The organism is Bradyrhizobium sp. S3.7.6 (assembly GCF_054061875.1).
Map to the genome: position 1 here is coordinate 1,687,494 of NZ_JBSSEQ010000001.1, position 17,977 is coordinate 1,705,470.

Genomic DNA, 17,977 nt, shown 5'->3' on the forward strand with positions numbered 1-17,977 from the left:
CCGATCAAGGGCGTCCGCGAGCTCAACGAGCTGGTGCCGGACCCGGCGCGGATCGAGGCGTGCTGCGGGCGGATCGGGTCCACCGGACTTTACCCCTACGCCATCGAACATCAGGGCGAACGGCGCTTCGAGGCGCGACAGTTTCCGCAGTCATCAGGCTACCCGGAAGATGCTGCCACCGGCATTGCCGCCGCGGCGCTCGCGTTCGGACTGCTCAAGAACGGCCTGGTCGAGCGCAACAGCGCGCGGATCACCATCATGCAGGGCCGGGCGATGGGGTCGTTGTCCGAGATCCGGGTGCGGCTCGGCTTCGCCGACAGCCGGCCTGTGGGGTGCCTGCTTGGAGGCTCCGTCACGCGCGCGGAGCAACATGTCTTGCAGCCCTAGCAGGTCGGCGCAGAGACGGCGCGCTAGACCTGGGCCTTCAGCGCTGTAGCCAGAAGATCGATCATGGCGCGAACGCCGGGCAACACGCCGCGCCGGGACGGAAGCTCGGGCCATTTTTGTTTTGGGATACGCCCGGTGGAAACATCAGTGGATACCTTGCGCGCTCCACAAATCTGTCGTGCGCGAATGCCCTCAGTCCGGAAAGCTCAGGATCATTTTCAGCAGCTTTGGAAACCGCGCGTTGATATCCTCTTCGCGCAAAACGTTGCGGTGCTGGACGCCTTGCTTTGACGTCCGGATCAGGCCGGCCTCCCGCAGGATCCGAAAATGGTTCGACAGGGTCGACTTCGCCATGTCAGGGCAAGGCGCCGCCTCGGTGCACGACATGCAATCGTTTTGCGCGGCCAGGCTTTTGACGATGCGCAGCCGCATTGGATCCGCGAGAGCTCCAAGCACCCCGGCGAGTGTAATCTCGTCCCGCGATGGGTGAACGAACTGCACCATGCTCAAAATATAGCACGTCCCTTGAATTCATTCAATAGTTCACTAGTATTGAACTATTGAATATCGGCATCCCGCCGAACAACGGAAGACATGCGATGACCAAGAGACTCGAAGGCAAAGTTGCGCTCGTGACCGGCGCATCCAAAGGCATTGGCGCCGAAATCTCCGCCCGGCTTGCGGCTGAGGGTGCGGCGGTTGCCGTCAATTACAGCGCCAGCAAAGAGGCCGCCGACCGCGTGGTCGCCGCCATCATCGCCAAGGGTGGCAAAGCCGTCGCCGTGCACGGCAACCTGGCCGATGCCAAAAACGTGAAAAGCGTCGTCGCGGAGACCGTGAAGGCGTTCGGTGCGATCGACATCCTCGTCAACAATGCGGGCATCTACGAGTTCGCGCCGCTCGAGGCCATCACGCCTGAGCATTTCCACAAGCATTTCGACCTCAATGTGCTCGGGCTTCTGTTGATCTCGGGGGAAGCGGTGCAGCACTTCAATCCCAATGGGGGCAGCATCATCAACATCAGCTCGGGCGTATCGACCATCGCGCCGGCGAACACCGCCGTTTACACTGCGACCAAAGCCTCGGTGGATGCGATCTCCTCCGTGCTGTCGAAGGAACTCGCGCCGCGCAAGATCCGCGTCAACGCCGTCAATCCGGGCATGATCGCCACCGAAGGCGTCGTGTCCGCCGGCCTGCACGAGGGCGACATGCGCAACTGGATCGAATCCACCACCCCGCTTGGCCGCATCGGCAAGGTTGAGGAGATCGCTGCCGCGGTGGCTTTCTTCGCTTCGGACGAAGCGTCCTACGTCACGGGCGAGACACTCCACGTCACCGGCGGCCTTCGCTGACGCGTGACGTACCCTGGCGGCCCGACATCGCTGAAGGGCGTCGTCCCGGCATGGTCGGTGGTGGTGTATCCCGCAACCAGGTTCGGACTTTACCGGTCCCGATGAGAAAATGGCTCGCATCAAGCGAGCCATTTTTATTCTGCGGGTGAGAGTCCTGATGTCACCGCGAGCCACGCAGTGAGCCAGCGGTGCCGTCGGATCCGAGCTTTACGGCTTGTCGTCGGCCTCTTCGCTTTCCGAAAGCGCCCGATAGCGCACGAGATCGGGATCACCATCCATGTAGAGCCCAATGAAGCCCCGATAGCCGAAGTCGTCGCGGAGAAGCACGAGCAGCCGATCCAGATCCTTGTAGGTACGATCTTCCTTGTCGCCCCAGGTTCGCAGCGGCAGGAATTCGCGTCGCCAGCTCGGCCGAACATAGGCCAGGTGCTCCGCCATACCCTCGATCGTCTTGGTGATGATGAGGACATTGCGCAGGTGCCCGCCATTTTGCAGCTCCTGCTTGATTTCCCCTTCCTGTAACCCTTTCGCCAAGGGTCGCTCCCGCAAATTGATCGCCCAAAGGACGAAGACCACAACGGGGGCAGACTTCCTTGCACCGACCAATCCGCAGTCGCTTTCCGACGTGCGGTCCGGAAGATTCGGACCGAGTCGAACTGCTCCATGGCGAAAGCTGCCTCCGACCCTGTGTCTATCAGCGAAAGGGGTTGCCTTGCGAGCCGGCAATGAGGTGACGCGCACAGCAAGCGCTTCGATCGCTGCTGCATTCACACGTCGGCGGCATCGACGTTCTCCCGGCGATGCGAACGAAAAATCGATGTAACATCAGCTACATCGATAGGGTTGCGAACGCGACGAGATGCTCCAGGCTCGCGGTCGACCCCGATGCATCTTCCTCTAGGCCACTCCGCCACCCGGCTCTTGCAGGTGGCGGAAGGCGGCGGGCACGTTGACGGAGTTGTGCGCCCAATCGAACAGGCTGTACTCGCCGTAGTGCGCCATGGCGACCGCCTCGAGCGTGGCCTCGATCGATCGACCTTCTGCGATCGCCGTGCGCACGGCGCTGTCGAGCTCGCGAAGATAGCGAAGCGGGAATTCGATGTCCGCGGGACGCATCGGCCGGCCGTGGCCTGGAATGATGGTTGCGTCTTCCGGCAGGAAGTCGCGCACGCGCGCAAGGGTCGTCATCGTCTCCTTGTGCCGCCCTTCGAGGAGCCACGGAAGCGCCGGAGACGGTGCTTGGATCATGTTACCGACCCAAAGCACCTTCGCGTCTGGCGCCCATATGACCAAATCGCCTGGCGTCTGCGCGAACCCAAAGTGACGGACCTCGACGATGCGGCTGCCCAGATCGACGCTGATCATGTCGGGGACGGTGATGTCAGCGGCGCGTGCCTGCACGCGTTCGATGCCCTTCCCCTTACCCATGAGGCTGATCATGAAACGGCGATCGTCCTCGAAGCTTTCTTCCATGTAGCGCTTGGTCGCCGGATGCTGAATCACGACAGTGCTGTCGGGAAACAGGTAATTCCCGTAGGCGTGGTCGCCATGATAGCTGGTGTTGACGAGGAAGCGGATCGGCTTCGACGTCACTTGCCGTACGAGCCCGATAAGCTGCGAGGCGAGATCGCCATTCAGCATTGACTCGACGACGAGTACGCTGCGTTCGCCGATCACGAAGCCGGCCGTGGTGGCGACGTGGTCTTTCTCGAACACGTCGTCAGGCATGACCGCGAAAACGCCGGGGGCCAGTTCGTTCGATGTGAGGTTCACCCGAGCCGCATCCCAGGGCGGCGCTGCTTCTTGCTCACCGTCCTGCGTCATCGGATGGGCCTCCTGTTTGAATGATGCCAGACAACCGCCCTTTGCGGACGCCGTTACTTCGCTGCTGCGCGGGCGGCCTGTTCGATTGCGTCGGCCACGACTTCAGGGTTGGAGACGGGGACGGCGTGCGAAGCGTTCACCTCGATGACGGTGGAGTGGGCGCGATCGGCTTCGAACTTGTATTCATCGACCGGAATGGCGCGATCCTGCAGCGGCCTGACTTGCCAGCTCGGCTTGCTCGTCCATGCCGCGGATGTCAGCGGTTCGGTTAGGGCCGCCAGGTTCATGGGGCGTTGGCCGGCGAGCATCAGGGCGGCCACGCTCGCGGGCACGTCGGCGGCAACGTTGCTGTGAAACTTGTCGGGCTGGTAGAGGAGATACGTGCCGCTGGTACCGTCGGGCAGGGTGTAAGTGGTCGGCTCGACGGACGTGGGGAATGTGCTGCCGGGGTACCGTTCGAGCAAATGGGTTGCGGCCTCTCCGACCGCGGGCATGATGGAGGCCGCGTAGACAAGGCCCTTGACCTTGGGGTCGTCCCCGGCCTGCGTGATGACGGCCCCGCCATAGGAGTGGGCCGCCAGGATCACGGGCCCCTGGATCTTGTCCAACAGGCTGCGCAGGTACGCGGTGTCGATTGCCGGGCCCAGCAGCGGATTGCCGAAGGCGACGACCGGGTAGCCGTCGCGCTGCAGCCTCTCAATCACTCCATTCCAGATCGACGCGTCTTCGAAGGCCCCGTGCACAAGGACGACAGTGGGCTTGGGCGATTCCTGGTTCATCGTGAGTCCTTTTTCAGGAGAATTAGGGGGAGGTCGCTTCGCTGAAGTGTTCGTTAAGTCGCGTCGCCCAAGCTCATCATCTGCCTTGCAACGAAGAGCCTCGGTAAGACGCTCTATTTCTGGGCGATGACGTGAAGCCGGTGCACCTTGGGAGCTTCGGAAAACAGCTCGCCTGCCTTCGCGAACAGCGCCTTTGCAAGTTCGCCGTTCAAATGCGCGTCTCGTCCAACTTCGTCATTGAACGTGTCGATGATTCCGTAGCGTCCCGGCTCCTCTTCCTTGAGCCCGTACCACGCCGCTATTCCGGCCTCTGCCTTCGCCATCGCGGCGCCCTGCTTCAGGAAAGCTTCGACTTCCGCTTCCTTGCCCCGATTGGCTTTCAACTCGACGAAGAAGGCGAACTTGGCCATGCCATTGATCCTTTCGGTTGCATCCGACTATTGTGCGTCTCTATATAAAATGCGTTTTTATAAAAACACATCAAAGAACGCGTGGGATTGGTTCGCTTTGTCGTGATCGAAGAAAATAATATAGCCGCGTAATTTCAGATACTTGGTGCAAGTCATATTTTCGATAGCGAGTCGTCATCCAGAATGAATTTGAAAATTCATAAGAACTGTATCAGAAGTCTTTTTATGAAATCACCGGTGGTCTCGACCATCACGGCCTTGCCGTCTTCACGGGTCGTGCGGTGAGATGAGCGGTGCCGAAGCGATGATGAGATCGTTGCGGTCACACCCCCGACGACGACTTAGGACCTGCTCGGAGCCTTACCGAGAGGTGGAAGCAAGTGTTGCGCGGTGTGAGGCGATAGCTGCTCGATGGCCGCTCGAAGGTGGGCCGCAGCCTTCGAATGCTCGGGCCCATCGAGCATGCGCAATGCTTCCAGCATGAGCGACAACGCCACCGAGGCATCGGAGATCGCGTCCGTCATGATCGTTCCTTTCGATGCGTGCACGATCTTCAGAGCGTCGGCCCTCGGCATCGACGTCGCGGGACGCGCTCACATCATCAGTTCGGTGTCCTTGATGTCGGCGATGGGGCCGAGGATCGCAGGGTCAAATTCATCCAGAGAGCTGCGGTCCAACAGACGCTTGGGCAGGTCGGGGTTCGCCAAGGCCCCGCGGCCTATCGTGACGACATCGGCGCCATCGTCGAGCGCAGCCACCGCCTGCTCGATGTTGTGCAGGCTGCCATTGGCGAAAATCGTCGCTTTGGGGGCGTAGCGCTTGGCGAGGCGCATCAATGACGGGCCGTCCTCGGCGAAAGCAGGCTTCCACGCCTCAAACTCGGTCACATGGACGAAGTCGGCGCCGGCATCGCCGAGGCTGCCGAAGATGATTTCGGCGTCACGCTCCGCACCCGCCCATTTGTGATGATAGTCGTTCACCTTGCCTTGCGAGATACGGACGCCGACCGGCACCGCGCTCCCGACCTTCGCGCGCACCGCCTTGAAGGTTTCCACGATTAGCCGCACGCGGTTCTCCGTGGCGCCGCCCCAGCGATCGGTTCTGCTGTTGGCGTAGTCGGTCAGGAACTGGTCGAGCAAGTAGCCGTTGGCGCCGTGAATCTCGATGGCGTCGAACCCGGCGACCTGGATCGCTCGCGCAGCCGAGCCCGCGAAGCCGGCGATGGCGTCGGCGATCTGCTCTTCCGTGATGGCTGCCGGCAGTACGTAGCGGTCCTTTCCGTGATAGAATGTCATCTGCTCGCCCTTTGGCTGAATGGCAGACGGGCCCACCGTGCTGTCGCGAAAGCGATTGCCTTGACTGATCGCTCCCGCATGCATCATCTGGGCAATGGCCACCGCTCCGTGCGACTTGATGCCGTTGACGACCGGCTTCCAGGCCATGGCCTGCACTTCGTCGGTCATGCCGGGCTGATGGACGTAGCCCTGCGAGAACGCCTGGTCTGTGTAGATGCCTTCGGTGATGATCGTTCCAAACCCGCCTCGCGCGAACCGCTCGTAGTATCGCGTCATGGTTTCGGTGGCCCGGCCGTCCTGGGTCGCCGTGATGCGCGTCATTGGCGCAACAGCAAGACGGTTCTTCGCGGTACGGCCGTTTATATCGATCGGCGTGAAAAGCGCCTTCGCTTCGCTGTCCATCATTTTTGAATCTCCAGAGCCTTTACCTTCGGGAGTGGCCTCCCTTGCTGGAGATCGATTTAAATCTCGCCGTGAGCCGACAGAAGCCCGGCTGGAAGCTAAGCACTTTATCAATTATCGTTATAAAATGGATTTCGCGGATGTGGCCCTGTTTCGCAGCATCGTGACCGCCGGCAGCCTGTCCGCTGCGGCGCGAGAGATGGGCACGACGCCAATGTTGGTCAGTCGAAGGCTCGCAGCGCTCGAAGCCGAGCTGGGCGCACGCCTGTTTCATCGGACGACGCGCTCGCTATCGCTCACCCCTGAGGGCGAGGCCTTTTTGCCTCACGCCGCCGCCCTGATAGCCGCCCGCGATTCAGCATTCGAGTCCGTGTCGTCCGCCGGCTCGGGGCTCTCAGGTGTGCTCAAGGTCACCGCGCCGAACGTCATCGGCCATGCGGTCATCGTACCCGTCGTGGCCAAGCTGATCGCGGACAACCCGGCGCTTCGGGTCAATCTTGTCCTGAGCGACGATCGCGTCGACATCGCTTCGGTGGGTCTCGACGTTGCGATCCGCGTGGCGCCGATGAAGCCTTCCGACATGATCGCGACAAGACTCGCCGACAATCCCTACATCCTCTGCGCATCGCCAGCCTATATCGCTCGCTTCGGCGAGCCGGCAACGCTGGGCGATCTGGTGAGCCACCCCTGCATCAAGCTTCATGCGATGGAGACCTGGCCGTTCGTACGTGGAGGCGAATTGGAGCAGATCCGGATCGCCGGCCCGCTGTCGGCCAGCACAGTCGACGCTGTTCGAGCGGCTTGTCTTGCGGGCGTGGGGGTCGCCATGATGACCTATTGGGATGTTTACGAGCAGATTGAACGCGGAGAGTTGAAGCGCATCGTTCTGGCGGATGCCGCGCCGGTTGAGCTTGGGATATGGGCGGTTTTCCTGACTCGCGCGCAAATGCCCGTCCGGGTAAGAGCGTTCATTGATGCTCTGCGAAAACGGCTGCTTGCGGGCACACTGCCGTGATCGTCGCGACGTGCAATCGCCGGCGAGCGGGAAAGCTCGCCGGCGACGCGTCGCTGGGCAGAATGCCACCTGTTACCGCGTCAGGCGAACCAGATCCTGCCTTAGCAGATAGAAGGAGACCGCGAGCAGCACGACGTCCTTCATCAGGAAGGGCACGTTGCCCGTCATCGCGGGGAAGCCTCCCGCGGCGACGTCCCAGCCCTCCGGCATGAAGGGAATGATGGTGACGGTCGCGATGAAGGTGCCGGTCGAGCCGAGGGCGCCGAGCACACCAAGCCGGTGGCTCCAGAAGCCCGAGAGCAGCAGCGCGCCGAAGGTCCATTCAGAAACGCCGAGGAAATAGCTGGCGCCGGCATGGCCGAACACGGGATAGAGCCACCAGATCAACGGGCCGTTGCTGATGAACGGGACCAACCGTTCGAACTCGTACGGAAACCACTTCTGGTAACCGAAGAAGAAGAACATGATCACCATCGAGGCGCGGACGACATGGTAGTCGAGATCTTCCGCGAGCAGGCCGGATCCCTGCAGGGCGCGGACGAGAGGATTTTGGGCGGTGTGGGTGTTGGCAAGCGTGGTCATGGTCGTGATCCCTGATGTGAGATGAGCGACGTGGCGGCCGTCGCGTTAGGCGACCGCCGGGAAGTCGATCTCGGTATCGTTGATGCGGTTGAAGACGTTGGTGAACACGGTGGTGGCAAAGGCGAGGCTGATGTCGACGAGCTGCGCGTCGCTGTAGCCGGCGGCCTTAATCGCGACGAAATCCTTGTGGCTGACGGTGCCGCTGGTGCGCGCAAGCTTGTCGACGAAAGCGACCAGCGCATCGCGCTGGGCATCACCGGTGGGCCGGCCATCGCGGATCTGCTTCACAATCTCCGGCGCCAGGCCGACGAGCTTTGCGAGATGGCTGTGGGCGGCGACACAATAGTCACAGCCGGCGGCTTCGCTGATGACGAGCTTGATGATCTCCTTGTCGGACTTGGTCAGTCCGCCGGAGGCGAGCACAGTGTCGGCAGCGAGCACGGCCTTGAGCGCAGCGGGGCCATGGGCGGCGATGGCCGCAAAGGTGTTCGGCACGCTGCCGATCGCCTTCTTGATCTGGGCATAGACCTGGCCGGAGGGGCCGGCGTCAGTTTCGAGGTTCGGGACGGAAAGTCGGGACATGATGGCACTCCGTGTTGGGGTGGTGAACGATTGCGGAGTGACAGTAGGGTCGTGGCATGAGATGTTGAATGCTTGATATGCCTGTATATATGCTCAATCGTCTCAAATGACATACCGAGAGAGGAATACGATGGATTGGCTGAGCCGGCTGTTCGAGATGATGCCGGTGCGCGGCCGTCTGGACCTGCGCTGCTCCTACGGCGCGCCCTGGCGGATCGAGCAGGGGCCGGGCGAGGTCAACGAGATCCCGTACCATGCGGTGCTCGCAGGCTCGGCGGTGCTGGACGATCCGGCGGGAGGCCGGCCGTTGCTACTGGAGGCCGGCGACATTCTGCTGCTGCCGCGCAACCCCCGGCACGTGATGCACGACGGCAGCGGAGCTGCGCCGCTGAAGGCCCGCAACCGCGCCTCACTCAACTTCACGATCAGCGAGAATCCCGGCTCGGACGCGCGGCTCGATCTGCTGTGCGGACATTTTTCGATCGCCCCGCCGCACGACCGGCTGCTGCGCAACTATCTGCCGCCGGTGCTGATCGTGAGGGCCGGCGCGCAGGCCGGAGAGCGGGATACGGCGGGGCAGCTCGCAGGCCTCGTTGCCTTGATGCGCGGCGAGACCGCAGACGATCAGCTGGGTGGCCGCGCGATGCTGAACGCGTTGTCGACGGCGATGTTCGCGCTCGTACTGCGCCTCGCCAGCGAGACCGGGGACGCGCCACGCGGGCTGCTTGCGCTCGCAGGTCACCCGCGCCTCGCGCCGGTCGTCGCGGCCATGTTCAATGCGCCCGCGCGCGCATGGACGCTGCCCGAGCTCGCGCAGCTCGCCAACATGTCGCGTGCGACACTCGCCCGTCAATTCCAGGAGAAGGTCGGACGTTCGCCGAGCGAGCTGCTGACCGACATCCGCATGACGCTGGCAACGAACGAACTGAGGAAATCCTCGCTCTCGACCGGAGCGGTGGCTGAAGCGGTCGGATATCTGTCCGAGGCGGCATTCCAGCGGGCTTTCAAGAGCCACATGGGCATCACTCCCGCGCAATGGCGAAAGGCTGCGCAGTCGCCTGCGACGATTGACGAGCTGGAGCTGGCGAAGAGCGCCGAGGCGGCATCGGGTGTCGAGAATGCCTAGGCCGGCGCGCGTGAGGTGGCCGGGCTAGCTCAACATCCGCGGCAGATGATGAGCTTGCGATCCAGCATCTGATCGCGCTGCTGCTGCTCGCGCTCCCAGGCCGACAGGGCATCTGATTGAGGCGCGTCGGCCCGGCTCGGCTGACGGTGGCCGACCGGAGCGAGCCAGGGCAGGCGCGACGTCGGCTCGACCGAGGCGAAACGCGCGGCGGCCCGCGACGGCAGATCGGGGAGGACGTCGCGAGAGCTGTTCCGGTCGGAAGCATGTGCGGGCGACAGCAGGCCGATCAGGAGAAGGCCCGCAAAAGTGGAGCGGATCGAGCGTGTCTGGTTCGAACGATGGGACATTGTGGCGCTCCCGTAGCGGAGGCTCGGGATGAGCGGCTCCGTTGAGGGCCACAATAGTCGTGGACGCGAAAGGCTGAATGCTGCGCGATCTCGAAGATATGCTCGTTCGTCTCACGAGCGTCGATGGAGGGGACTGGTTGCAGCTTCAGCGGGCTGGCCACCAGGCGTTGGCTCGGCGACCACCTCGGCGATGTCAAGATTACGATCGGGGCCGTGTGGAACCACTAATTGGCCGGGTTCGAGACGCAGCTGCGTGCCATCGAGATGGACCGTCACGATGTCCGGCTCGAACGATACAAAACTGGAGATGCGCCGGACTTCGGGATAGGCGTCGGGATACGACCATGCCGCCTGGCGCGCGTCTCCGATGGAGTAATAGCTGCAGAGGCCCTTGTACGGGCAGAAGGTCTGGAGCTTGACCGGAGTGAGGGCAGACTCATCGATGTCGGCACGAGGAACATACCAACGCGGTGCAAAGCCGGACTCATAAAGGACCAGCGGCCGCCTTGTATCGGCTATGACCTGGCCCTGGTGGTTGACCACCAGGTTACGAGAGGTCTGGCGGATGTCGATGCGGTGATAGGGATCGGCGGCATGGCCCACGATGCGTTCGTCTTCCTCGTAGAAGGCATCCATGGCCCGCCAGGCAAAAGCGATCAGACCCTGCAAATCGCCTGCATGGGCGGGCAGGTCGGTGTGCCGCCATGCTCCGCGCGCCGCGATGTGTTGCTCGTCGACCCGAACGCTGTACCAGGACGTCGGCCCAAGATCGGCGTGTTGAGTGATGTGCTCGGTGGGTTCCAGCACATGTGGGGAAACATCGGCCTCCGGGAAATAGGCGACGGGATAACGGCCCGGTTCGAAAAGCAGGAGCACCCGCTCGCTATCGGCGATCCAGCTTCCCCCAAAGCGCACGCGGATGCGGCGGCGTAACGGTTCGACGTACAGGAGTCGCTTGGGCAGCGGCTCGGGGACGAGAAAGCGGCCGATTGCTCCCGTTGAAAGCGGGCCTTGTTGCCAGGACAGTCCCAATTGATCTCTCCCTGCAGCACGCCGTCGATGGCGGATCTGTTCCGGCCCGTGCTTGGCTTCGCCGGCGCGATCCGATGGCTATATTTCGTCCGCGGCCCGGCCTTGGTTACAGGTCATCCCACCAATTTTGCGGCGTGATGACGCCAGCCGAGATGATTCAACCAACCGTAAAGCCGTCATCGATCGGAACAGTGAACTGGAAGACGGCGCCGCGCGGTTCGTTTGCGGTCGCCCAGAGCCTGCCGCCATGCGCCACGATGATCGAACGGCATATCGACAGTCCGACACCGAGGCCGCCCGATTTGGTCGTGTAGAAGGGTTCGAACAGCCGCGCGAGGCTCTCCGCAGACAAGCCCGGTCCCGAATCCGTGATCGATACGCGTATGCTCTCGGCATCTGCTCTCGCGGTCTGGATCAACAGCTCGCGCTTGCCCCCCGTTGTCTCGCTCATGGCCTCGATGGCGTTCAGGATCAGGTTGAGCGTGACCTGCTGCAGCTCGACGCGATCCCCGATGACCTTGGGCAGACGATCGGCGAATATCGTCTGGATCGACACATCGTGCCGCGCTGCTTCAGCCTGCGTGAGTTCGATGACTTGGCCGATGACGCTGTTGATCGCCAGGGAATCCCGTTTGGGCGGTGATTTTTTGACGAGATCCCGGATTCGCTCAATGACCTCGCTGGAGCGGATGCCGTTCTCGATGGCGCGTGTCAGCGCCCTGCGCGTCTGCTCCAGTGCCGGTGGTTGGTGATCGAGCCAGCTCAAGGCCGCTTGCGCGCTGGCGATGACGGCGGTGTTCGGCTGATTGACCTCGTGGGCGATCGACGCCGTCAGCTGTCCCATCACCGCCACGCGGTTGGCGTGGGCCAGCTCCATCTGAGCCACGCGGTAACGCTGCTCGTTCTCGCGTGCCTCGGTTTCGGCGCGCTTGCGCTCGCTGAGATCCAGCACGAAGGCAACGCCTTGCTCCTGCTCGTCGTCGAACAAGGCTCCGCCGGTCAGCACCGGCACCCGGCTGCCGTCCTTGCGGAAGAACGCCTTTTCGAACGGGTGGACAACCCGCGTCGCCTTCAATTCGGCCCGGGCGCGGTCGGTGCGCTCCTGCCATTCGGGCGGCGTCAGATCTGCCCAGCGCAACCGGCCCGCGGCGAGATCCTCGCGATCATATCCCATGGTCTTCAGGAACGCGTCGTTGGCATCGAGGATGTCGGGGGTGTGATCGAAGATGAAGATCCCGATGATGTTGGCCTCGACCAGCCGGCGGATCCGCGACTCCCGCTCCTGAAGCTCCCGGTACAGACGGGCATTGTCGAGCGAGGTCGCAGCCTCGGATGCGAGAAACTTGAGGATCGCGATCCGGGCGGGTGTGAAGACGCGCGAGGCGAGATTGTTCTCCAGATACAGAAATGCCACCGCCCTGCCTTGCTTGACGAGCGGCACGCACAAGGCTGATCGGACGTGCTTCTTCTGGATGTATTCGTCGCCGCCGAACGCGCTGCTCGTCGAGGCATCGTCGAGCACGACGCTTTCCTGGGTGCGAGCCGTGTAAAGGACGATCGACATCGGGACTTCAGCGGCGGAGATCGGTGAATCGGCGAGATCGAGAGCGATCAAACCGCCGCCTGTCACCGCGTCCGCCCGAATTCTCAGCTCGGAACCCCTCGGTAAAATCAGCACGCCACGTTCCGCACCCGCGTGCTCGATGGCCGAACGAAGCAGGGTCTCCGTGAGCTTCTCCAGCACGATCTCGCCTGAAACAGCCTCCGACACCTTGAGAACCGTCGCAAGGTCCAGCTGCTCGACAGGTGCTCCGATCGTCCCTGCGGCGCTGAGCGCGGATCCTCTCTCCCGCAGGTTCGGATGGAGTTTCTCGAGCTGGCTCACCTTCGCCTCGGCGCCCCAGCGCGCGTAGCAATCGCGCGCTTTTGTCAGGTAGGACAAGACAACCGTTCGAATGCCGCGCGCCTCGTAGAACCCTGCTGCGCGTTCCGCAGCGATCGCCTCGATCTGCGCGAATCCGGATTCTTGCGCCAATCGGATCGATTCCTCGTAGAGCTGTTCCGCCTCGAGTTCGCGGCCTTCGATGCGCGCAAGTTCCGCCGCGACGAGCTTCTGCCGGGCAGCGTAATTCGCGGGGCAGCGGTTGGACCAGACTGTCAGCTTGCGGTGGTGTTCCCGGAGGTCGCCGAGGCGCCGCTCGCGATCCTCGGGGCGTGATGCGTGATAAGCCCCGGCATGAGCGAGTGCCGTGTAGAACCGGTATTCGGTGAAATCCGAATAAGAGCGGACGCACCATGAGAGCGCTTCTGCGCGTGCGGCGAGGGCAATCGCGACATCGTCACGTCCGGCAATGACTTCGATCTGAATTTGCGTCGCGTAGTAGAAGAAGGCGCTTATCGGTTCGCTCGCATCCGAGGGCTGAAGCGCCGCGGGGCTCTCGAAGTCATTCCGGCCATCGCGCCCCATAAGGCTCTGCGCCAGATCTCGTTGCCTGATGAGGCCCTCCGCAGCCAATCGGACGCCCAGACCCTCGGCGAATGCCAGGGACCGCTCGGCGCGCGAGCAGACGTCCGTGAGCGGATCGCCGCAGAAGAGATCCACCGATATCAGTCCGCGATGCGAATACGCCGCGAATGCCAGATCTCCGGTCGTCAAGCAGATCGCAAGAGCGCGCCGAATGAACGGCCGTCCCGATCGGATCGGGAGAATCCATGGGGTCACGTGAAGGCCGAATACCAAAAGCGCCCGGCCGCTCAGCCCTGTCTGCGGCTGCCTGTCAGCAAGGGCTGCGCCAAATTGCGATAGCCGGAATCCAAGTTCAGCATCGGTTGAATTGCTCGCGAGCACGCCGAATATGGCGGTCAGCGGGTAGCACGCTTCAGGGCTGGTCCCGTGCTGGAGCGTCAGTCGAGTGGCCTCCAAGAGCATGGTGTCGGAGAGGTTGCGATCGGTGAGAAACGCAGGCGTGAGGAGGTCGGCCAGGACGCCCATGGTCGCACGATGATCCGGATCGGTCATCGGCGGTAGCGCATGAAGCTGCTCGTCGGACAGCTTTTCGGTCAAGCTCCGCAGGCGTCGCCGATCCTCGTCCACCTCGCTGCGGCTGGGATGAGGAGACCAGTCAATCCCGGTTCTGCGCAAAAATGCGAGGCAAACGTCGACCGCGCGCTCGAGCTGTCCCGCGGTGGTGTATAGCTGCGCCTGGAGTCTGGCGACCTCGGCGCTCGCCTGAATGTCCGAACAGCTCTGCGACAGGACCGTCAATTCCGCTTCCGCCGTGTTCAGCTCGCCGAGCAGGAATTTGCATTCGGCGTGGAGCAGGCCGATCGCGAAGGCGTCCCGGCTGCACCGCGGATGCCCTTCCTCCCCGAGCAGTTCGCGGGCGATTTCAAGGTAGGTTGCCGCCGCGTGGTAGGCCGTTGCATTTCGCGCGCGCCGGCCCGCGGCGAGATTGACGGCAATGACCTGTTCGCGTTCAGCGCCGTTGGTCAGAGCGGCGATGCCGCGGTTCAGCTGGTTGGCAACGATATAGACGCGCTCGTTGGTTTCGTCGGGCGTCAGCTGCGCTGCCAGGACCAGACCGATCCGAAGGTGCAGGGCCGTTCGCCTGTCCTGGTCCGGTTGAAGCGCATAAGCGGCCTCTTGCACGCGATCGTGGACGAACGCGTAAGAGCTCTTGAGGCGTCGGACCAGTTCGAGACGCGTCGCGTCTCGCAGATCCGCGTGCAGCGTCTGCTCCGATGCTCCGTGCACGAGGCAGAGCGTTGCGATCTCGGCGCTGTTGCCCAGGCAGGCCAGCTCCAGCAGGGCCCGACGTGTCTCGTCGCGCAAACCGCTCAGCTTGCCGACCATGAGGCGCGCGACGTTTTCGGCGTAGCTTTTTTCCTTGATGCGTTCGAGATCCCAGCGCCACTGTCGCTTGTCATGATCGAAGGTCAGTAGGTTTTCTTCGGCCAGTGCCCGCAGAAACTGCGTGAGAAAGAACGGATTCCCGTTCGTCTTCTCGTATATCAGCTGCGCCAGGGGCATGGCGTATGCCGGCTCGCAGTGAAGTGCATCCGCGGTGAGTTCCTCGACGGCAGCGCGGGTGAGGGGTGCCAGGTCGATTTCCCGCACCCGTTTACGGGAGGCGCGAATTTCGACGAGCCGTTGTGCCAGCGGATGTTTGACGTCGACATCCTTGCGTCGAAAGGCGGCGATGAGAAGCAGATTTTGCAGGTCGGATCTGTTCAGAAGAAACGCGATCAGATCAAGTGTGGCCACGTCGAGCCACTGCAGGTCGTCGAAGAAAAGCACGAGCGGATGGTGAGGTTTGGCGAAGATGCCAATGAAGCGTCGAACGACGAGTTGGAAGCGTCGCTGTGCGTCTTGCGGGGGAGCCTCCGGGACAGGCGGTTGATCCCCGATCACCAGCCGCAGCTCCGGTACGAGATCCACCATCAGCTGACCGAGCTGGCCCAGCGCTTCGTGCAGTGCGTTACGCCAGGGTGCCAGATCGGCATCGCTCTTGGCGAGGAGGCCTCGGATAAGGCCTTGGAGCGCATGCGCGAGCGTCGCGTAAGGCATATCGCGCTTGTGCTGATCGAACTTGCCGGAGGCGAAGAACCCTCCCAACGGGACCAAGGCCTTGTGCATTTCGTCGACGAAAGCGGACTTGCCGATACCGGAGGGGCCGGACACCAGGATCAACTCGGGCGTGCCGCTCCGGGTGACGCGATCGAACGAGGTGAGCAACGCCTCGATCTCGTGCTCCCTGCCGTAGAGCCGTTCGGGAATCAGCAGGCGGTTCGGTGTATCGGTTTGGGCCAGGACGAAATCATCGATTCGTCCCTGCGCTTCCCATTCGGCGAGTGACCGTTCCAGGTCGCTCTTGAGACCGGCTGCGGTCTGGTAGCGGTCCTCGGCCGTCTTGGCGAGGAGCTTCATGATGATCGCCGACACGGCATAAGGCACGCCATTGACTCGTTCGGCGGGCGGAACGGCACGTCTCGCGATGTGGCTGTGCACCCATTCCATCGGACTGGCCGCGGTGAACGGCAGTGCGCCCGTCAGCATCCGGTAGAACGTCACGCCGATTGCGTACAGATCGCTGCGGGAATCGACGGACCGATTCATGCGGCCGGTCTGCTCGGGCGCCATGTAGGCCAGCGTGCCCGCCATGGTCTCCGGTGGTTCGAGCTGCTGTCGCTCGCGCGGCAGGCGAGATGCGAGGCCGAATCCGGTGATCCTGACCTCGTCTGCCCCGGTCACCAGAAGATTGGCCGGCTTCAAATCCTTGTGGACCAGGCCCTGCCGATGCAGCTGGTCGACGGCGGTGGTGATGCCGAGAGCCAATCGCAAGAAATGGTCCAGCTTCATCGGCGCGCCGAGCAACTGCTCGAGCGGCTCGCTGCCGGGATCTTCCAATATCAGCAAGGTTCGACCACCGTCGCGAATCAGCTCCAGCGGCCGTACGGCCCAGGTCCCATCGAGCTCGTCGCGCAAGGCGTATTCATGGGCGAGCCGGTCGAGGACCGCGGCCGGCGGATGTTCCGTCGCCGCCCTTACGGTCAGGACACTGTTGACATCGCCATCGGCGCCCCGGCGCCATTCGCGACAAAAGACGCGCTCGCCGTCGTCCCATGACGCTTTGAGACCGGCATTGCCGTTCGTGGATACCCGCGAGGATACGTGCATCTGCCGGACTCCGGAACTAGCCGGCCAGTCGATTGAAAAGGAGGGAAAGGTGCTCACCTGTCCCGTCCGGGAACGTACTCCCAACGCCAATCCCCAACAATAGCCGGGATCGGAGCCATGGCATGAGCCACATTCGGATTTCGGGGCGTGGCTCAACCAACCGCAAAGCCGTCATCGATCGGCACGGTGAACTGGAAGACGGCTCCGCGCTGCTGGCTTCAGGCTGTTCACTCTGCGAATAACCTGGCTGAAGTTCAGACCCTCCAGCTTTGAGCGTGGGGGAATTGCGGGATTCTTCGAAAGGTCATTCAGCGAGGACAGTTTCAAGATCTGTAAGCCGTCGCCGCAAACCTACGCTCAAATGGAGAATGAACTTGGCGTCCCCTCGCAGCTCTGCATGATCGCCTGCCACGCCTGGGATACGCGTAGCGCCGTGGCGGCCGGCTGGGAAGCTGCGTTCATCGGGCGGCCCGGCACGCTGATCCTGCTCTTCCAGTGCCAACCGGCACTATTGCATCGCTTCCTGTCGAACAATCCCGTTCTGAGCCGGTGACACGTCGGCTGCTGCCCGGAGGAGGTCACGCTTGAGCAGATAGACGGAAGCCGCAAGCAGTACGACATCCTTCATGAGGAAGAGGAACGGCAACGTGGCCGCAGGAAATCCGCCGGCCGGCGCGGGCCAGGCATCGGGGAAAAACGGAATGATCGTCACGGTGGCGACATAGGTCGCGCATGAACCCAGCGATCCCAAAATCGCCACTCTTCTGCTCCAGAAGCCGAGCAGAAGAAGCAATCCAAACAACAATTCCGCTGAACCCAGGAAGTAGGCCGCGCCGCGCACGCCAAACACCGGATACAGCCAGAAGATCAGCGGACCATTGCTGATGAACGGAATCAACGCGTGCGCTTCGTAGTCGAACCATTTCTGGCAGCTGAAGACGAAGAAGACGACGATCATCGCCACACGCGTGACATGGTAGTCAAAATCGCCTCTGACCAGATCGAGCTCGGACAGCTTCTTTATGAGATGGTCCATCTGATGTCGTCTCATCCTCGAGGTCGCGGATTGGCGCCAAGGGCGGCGTCGACGTCTGTCGCGATCTGAACGGTAGCCAAGCTTCGAAGGGCGCGCTGTGCGCGGGTTATCGTGCATTTCTCAAACTTGCG

At 62.6% G+C, this 17,977-nt stretch carries 16 protein-coding genes; 4 read left to right on the forward strand and 12 right to left on the reverse strand.

The features are described 5' to 3' along the window. The first annotated feature begins 33 nt into the window (after positions 1 to 33). Positions 34 to 387 (forward strand): PhzF family phenazine biosynthesis protein, encoded by a 354-nt coding sequence (locus ACVJ5M_RS07970; RefSeq protein WP_456679275.1) that lies wholly within the window; start codon positions 34 to 36, stop codon positions 385 to 387. Between the two features lie 192 nt (positions 388 to 579). Here ACVJ5M_RS07970 and ACVJ5M_RS07975 read toward each other — a convergent pair whose 3' ends face one another. Then, a complete protein-coding gene (locus ACVJ5M_RS07975) occupies positions 580 to 891 on the reverse strand; it encodes an ArsR/SmtB family transcription factor (RefSeq protein WP_028148917.1) in 312 nt (103 codons plus the stop codon). Positions 892 to 986: 95 nt separating this feature from the next. Between ACVJ5M_RS07975 and ACVJ5M_RS07980 the strand changes: the two genes are divergently transcribed. Next, complete coding sequence (locus tag ACVJ5M_RS07980; protein WP_063986064.1) at positions 987 to 1,739, forward strand: SDR family NAD(P)-dependent oxidoreductase; 753 nt, start codon at positions 987 to 989, stop codon at positions 1,737 to 1,739. Positions 1,740 to 1,946: 207 nt separating this feature from the next. Here ACVJ5M_RS07980 and ACVJ5M_RS07985 read toward each other — a convergent pair whose 3' ends face one another. The 5 genes from ACVJ5M_RS07985 to ACVJ5M_RS08005 form a co-directional block, all read right to left on the reverse strand. Beyond that, entirely contained in the window at positions 1,947 to 2,315 is a 369-nt protein-coding gene (locus tag ACVJ5M_RS07985) for a hypothetical protein (protein WP_063980863.1), read from the reverse strand. 321 nt (positions 2,316 to 2,636) lie between these two features. Further along, a complete protein-coding gene (locus tag ACVJ5M_RS07990; RefSeq protein ID WP_231143837.1) occupies positions 2,637 to 3,563 on the reverse strand; it encodes an MBL fold metallo-hydrolase in 927 nt (308 codons plus the stop codon). Between the two features lie 53 nt (positions 3,564 to 3,616). After that, positions 3,617 to 4,342, reverse strand: a complete 726-nt coding sequence (locus ACVJ5M_RS07995) for an alpha/beta fold hydrolase (protein WP_063980865.1) — start codon at positions 4,340 to 4,342, stop codon at positions 3,617 to 3,619. Positions 4,343 to 4,455: 113 nt separating this feature from the next. Next, positions 4,456 to 4,752, reverse strand: coding sequence for a putative quinol monooxygenase (locus ACVJ5M_RS08000; protein ID WP_063980866.1), 297 nt, complete (start codon positions 4,750 to 4,752; stop codon positions 4,456 to 4,458). A gap of 593 nt (positions 4,753 to 5,345) precedes the next feature. Further along, positions 5,346 to 6,449 (reverse strand): NADH:flavin oxidoreductase, encoded by a 1,104-nt coding sequence (locus ACVJ5M_RS08005; RefSeq protein ID WP_425364320.1) that lies wholly within the window; start codon positions 6,447 to 6,449, stop codon positions 5,346 to 5,348. Here ACVJ5M_RS08005 and ACVJ5M_RS08010 point away from each other — a divergent pair. Beyond that, positions 6,358 to 7,464 (forward strand): LysR family transcriptional regulator, encoded by a 1,107-nt coding sequence (locus tag ACVJ5M_RS08010; RefSeq protein WP_456679276.1) that lies wholly within the window; start codon positions 6,358 to 6,360, stop codon positions 7,462 to 7,464. The genes ACVJ5M_RS08005 and ACVJ5M_RS08010 overlap by 92 nt on opposite strands. Before the next feature lie 72 nt (positions 7,465 to 7,536). On the opposite strand, the gene ACVJ5M_RS08015 is transcribed toward ACVJ5M_RS08010, so the two are convergent. Both ACVJ5M_RS08015 and ACVJ5M_RS08020 read right to left on the reverse strand, forming a co-directional pair. Beyond that, positions 7,537 to 8,046, reverse strand: coding sequence for a YkgB family protein (locus ACVJ5M_RS08015; RefSeq protein WP_063980869.1), 510 nt, complete (start codon positions 8,044 to 8,046; stop codon positions 7,537 to 7,539). A gap of 45 nt (positions 8,047 to 8,091) precedes the next feature. Next, positions 8,092 to 8,628: a carboxymuconolactone decarboxylase family protein gene (locus ACVJ5M_RS08020; protein WP_063980870.1), complete on the reverse strand. Its 537-nt coding sequence runs from the start codon at positions 8,626 to 8,628 to the stop codon at positions 8,092 to 8,094. A gap of 130 nt (positions 8,629 to 8,758) precedes the next feature. Here ACVJ5M_RS08020 and ACVJ5M_RS08025 point away from each other — a divergent pair, with 130 nt between their 5' ends. After that, positions 8,759 to 9,754, forward strand: a complete 996-nt coding sequence (locus ACVJ5M_RS08025) for an AraC family transcriptional regulator (protein ID WP_063980871.1) — start codon at positions 8,759 to 8,761, stop codon at positions 9,752 to 9,754. A gap of 29 nt (positions 9,755 to 9,783) precedes the next feature. On the opposite strand, the gene ACVJ5M_RS08030 is transcribed toward ACVJ5M_RS08025, so the two are convergent. The 4 genes from ACVJ5M_RS08030 to ACVJ5M_RS08045 form a co-directional block, all read right to left on the reverse strand. Further along, positions 9,784 to 10,101, reverse strand: a complete 318-nt coding sequence (locus ACVJ5M_RS08030; protein ID WP_231143840.1) for a hypothetical protein — start codon at positions 10,099 to 10,101, stop codon at positions 9,784 to 9,786. A gap of 111 nt (positions 10,102 to 10,212) precedes the next feature. Further along, a complete protein-coding gene (locus tag ACVJ5M_RS08035; RefSeq protein WP_063980872.1) occupies positions 10,213 to 11,133 on the reverse strand; it encodes a DUF427 domain-containing protein in 921 nt (306 codons plus the stop codon). 157 nt (positions 11,134 to 11,290) lie between these two features. Then, positions 11,291 to 16,810, reverse strand: a complete 5,520-nt coding sequence (locus tag ACVJ5M_RS08040) for a trifunctional serine/threonine-protein kinase/ATP-binding protein/sensor histidine kinase (protein ID WP_063980873.1) — start codon at positions 16,808 to 16,810, stop codon at positions 11,291 to 11,293. 508 nt (positions 16,811 to 17,318) lie between these two features. Then, positions 17,319 to 17,846 carry a YkgB family protein gene (locus tag ACVJ5M_RS08045; RefSeq protein ID WP_063980874.1) on the reverse strand — a complete coding sequence of 176 codons (528 nt, stop codon included), beginning with the start codon at positions 17,844 to 17,846 and terminating at the stop codon, positions 17,319 to 17,321. Positions 17,847 to 17,977: the final 131 nt, after the last annotated feature.

Excerpts from the sequence above, each read along its gene's own strand:
- ACVJ5M_RS07975 (WP_028148917.1), bottom strand. The coding sequence starts at position 891 with ATGGTGCAGTTCGTTCACCCATCGCGGGACGAGATTACACTCGCCGGG.
- ACVJ5M_RS07980 (WP_063986064.1), top strand. The coding sequence starts at position 987 with ATGACCAAGAGACTCGAAGGCAAAGTTGCGCTCGTGACCGGCGCATCC.
- ACVJ5M_RS07990 (WP_231143837.1), bottom strand. The coding sequence starts at position 3,563 with ATGACGCAGGACGGTGAGCAAGAAGCAGCGCCGCCCTGGGATGCGGCT.
- ACVJ5M_RS07995 (WP_063980865.1), bottom strand. The coding sequence starts at position 4,342 with ATGAACCAGGAATCGCCCAAGCCCACTGTCGTCCTTGTGCACGGGGCC.
- ACVJ5M_RS08000 (WP_063980866.1), bottom strand. The coding sequence starts at position 4,752 with ATGGCCAAGTTCGCCTTCTTCGTCGAGTTGAAAGCCAATCGGGGCAAG.
- ACVJ5M_RS08010 (WP_456679276.1), top strand. The coding sequence starts at position 6,358 with ATGCGCGTCATTGGCGCAACAGCAAGACGGTTCTTCGCGGTACGGCCG.
- ACVJ5M_RS08005 (WP_425364320.1), bottom strand. The coding sequence starts at position 6,449 with ATGGACAGCGAAGCGAAGGCGCTTTTCACGCCGATCGATATAAACGGC.
- ACVJ5M_RS08015 (WP_063980869.1), bottom strand. The coding sequence starts at position 8,046 with ATGACCACGCTTGCCAACACCCACACCGCCCAAAATCCTCTCGTCCGC.
- ACVJ5M_RS08020 (WP_063980870.1), bottom strand. The coding sequence starts at position 8,628 with ATGTCCCGACTTTCCGTCCCGAACCTCGAAACTGACGCCGGCCCCTCC.
- ACVJ5M_RS08025 (WP_063980871.1), top strand. The coding sequence starts at position 8,759 with ATGGATTGGCTGAGCCGGCTGTTCGAGATGATGCCGGTGCGCGGCCGT.
- ACVJ5M_RS08030 (WP_231143840.1), bottom strand. The coding sequence starts at position 10,101 with ATGTCCCATCGTTCGAACCAGACACGCTCGATCCGCTCCACTTTTGCG.
- ACVJ5M_RS08040 (WP_063980873.1), bottom strand. The coding sequence starts at position 16,810 with ATGCACGTATCCTCGCGGGTATCCACGAACGGCAATGCCGGTCTCAAA.
- ACVJ5M_RS08045 (WP_063980874.1), bottom strand. The coding sequence starts at position 17,846 with ATGGACCATCTCATAAAGAAGCTGTCCGAGCTCGATCTGGTCAGAGGC.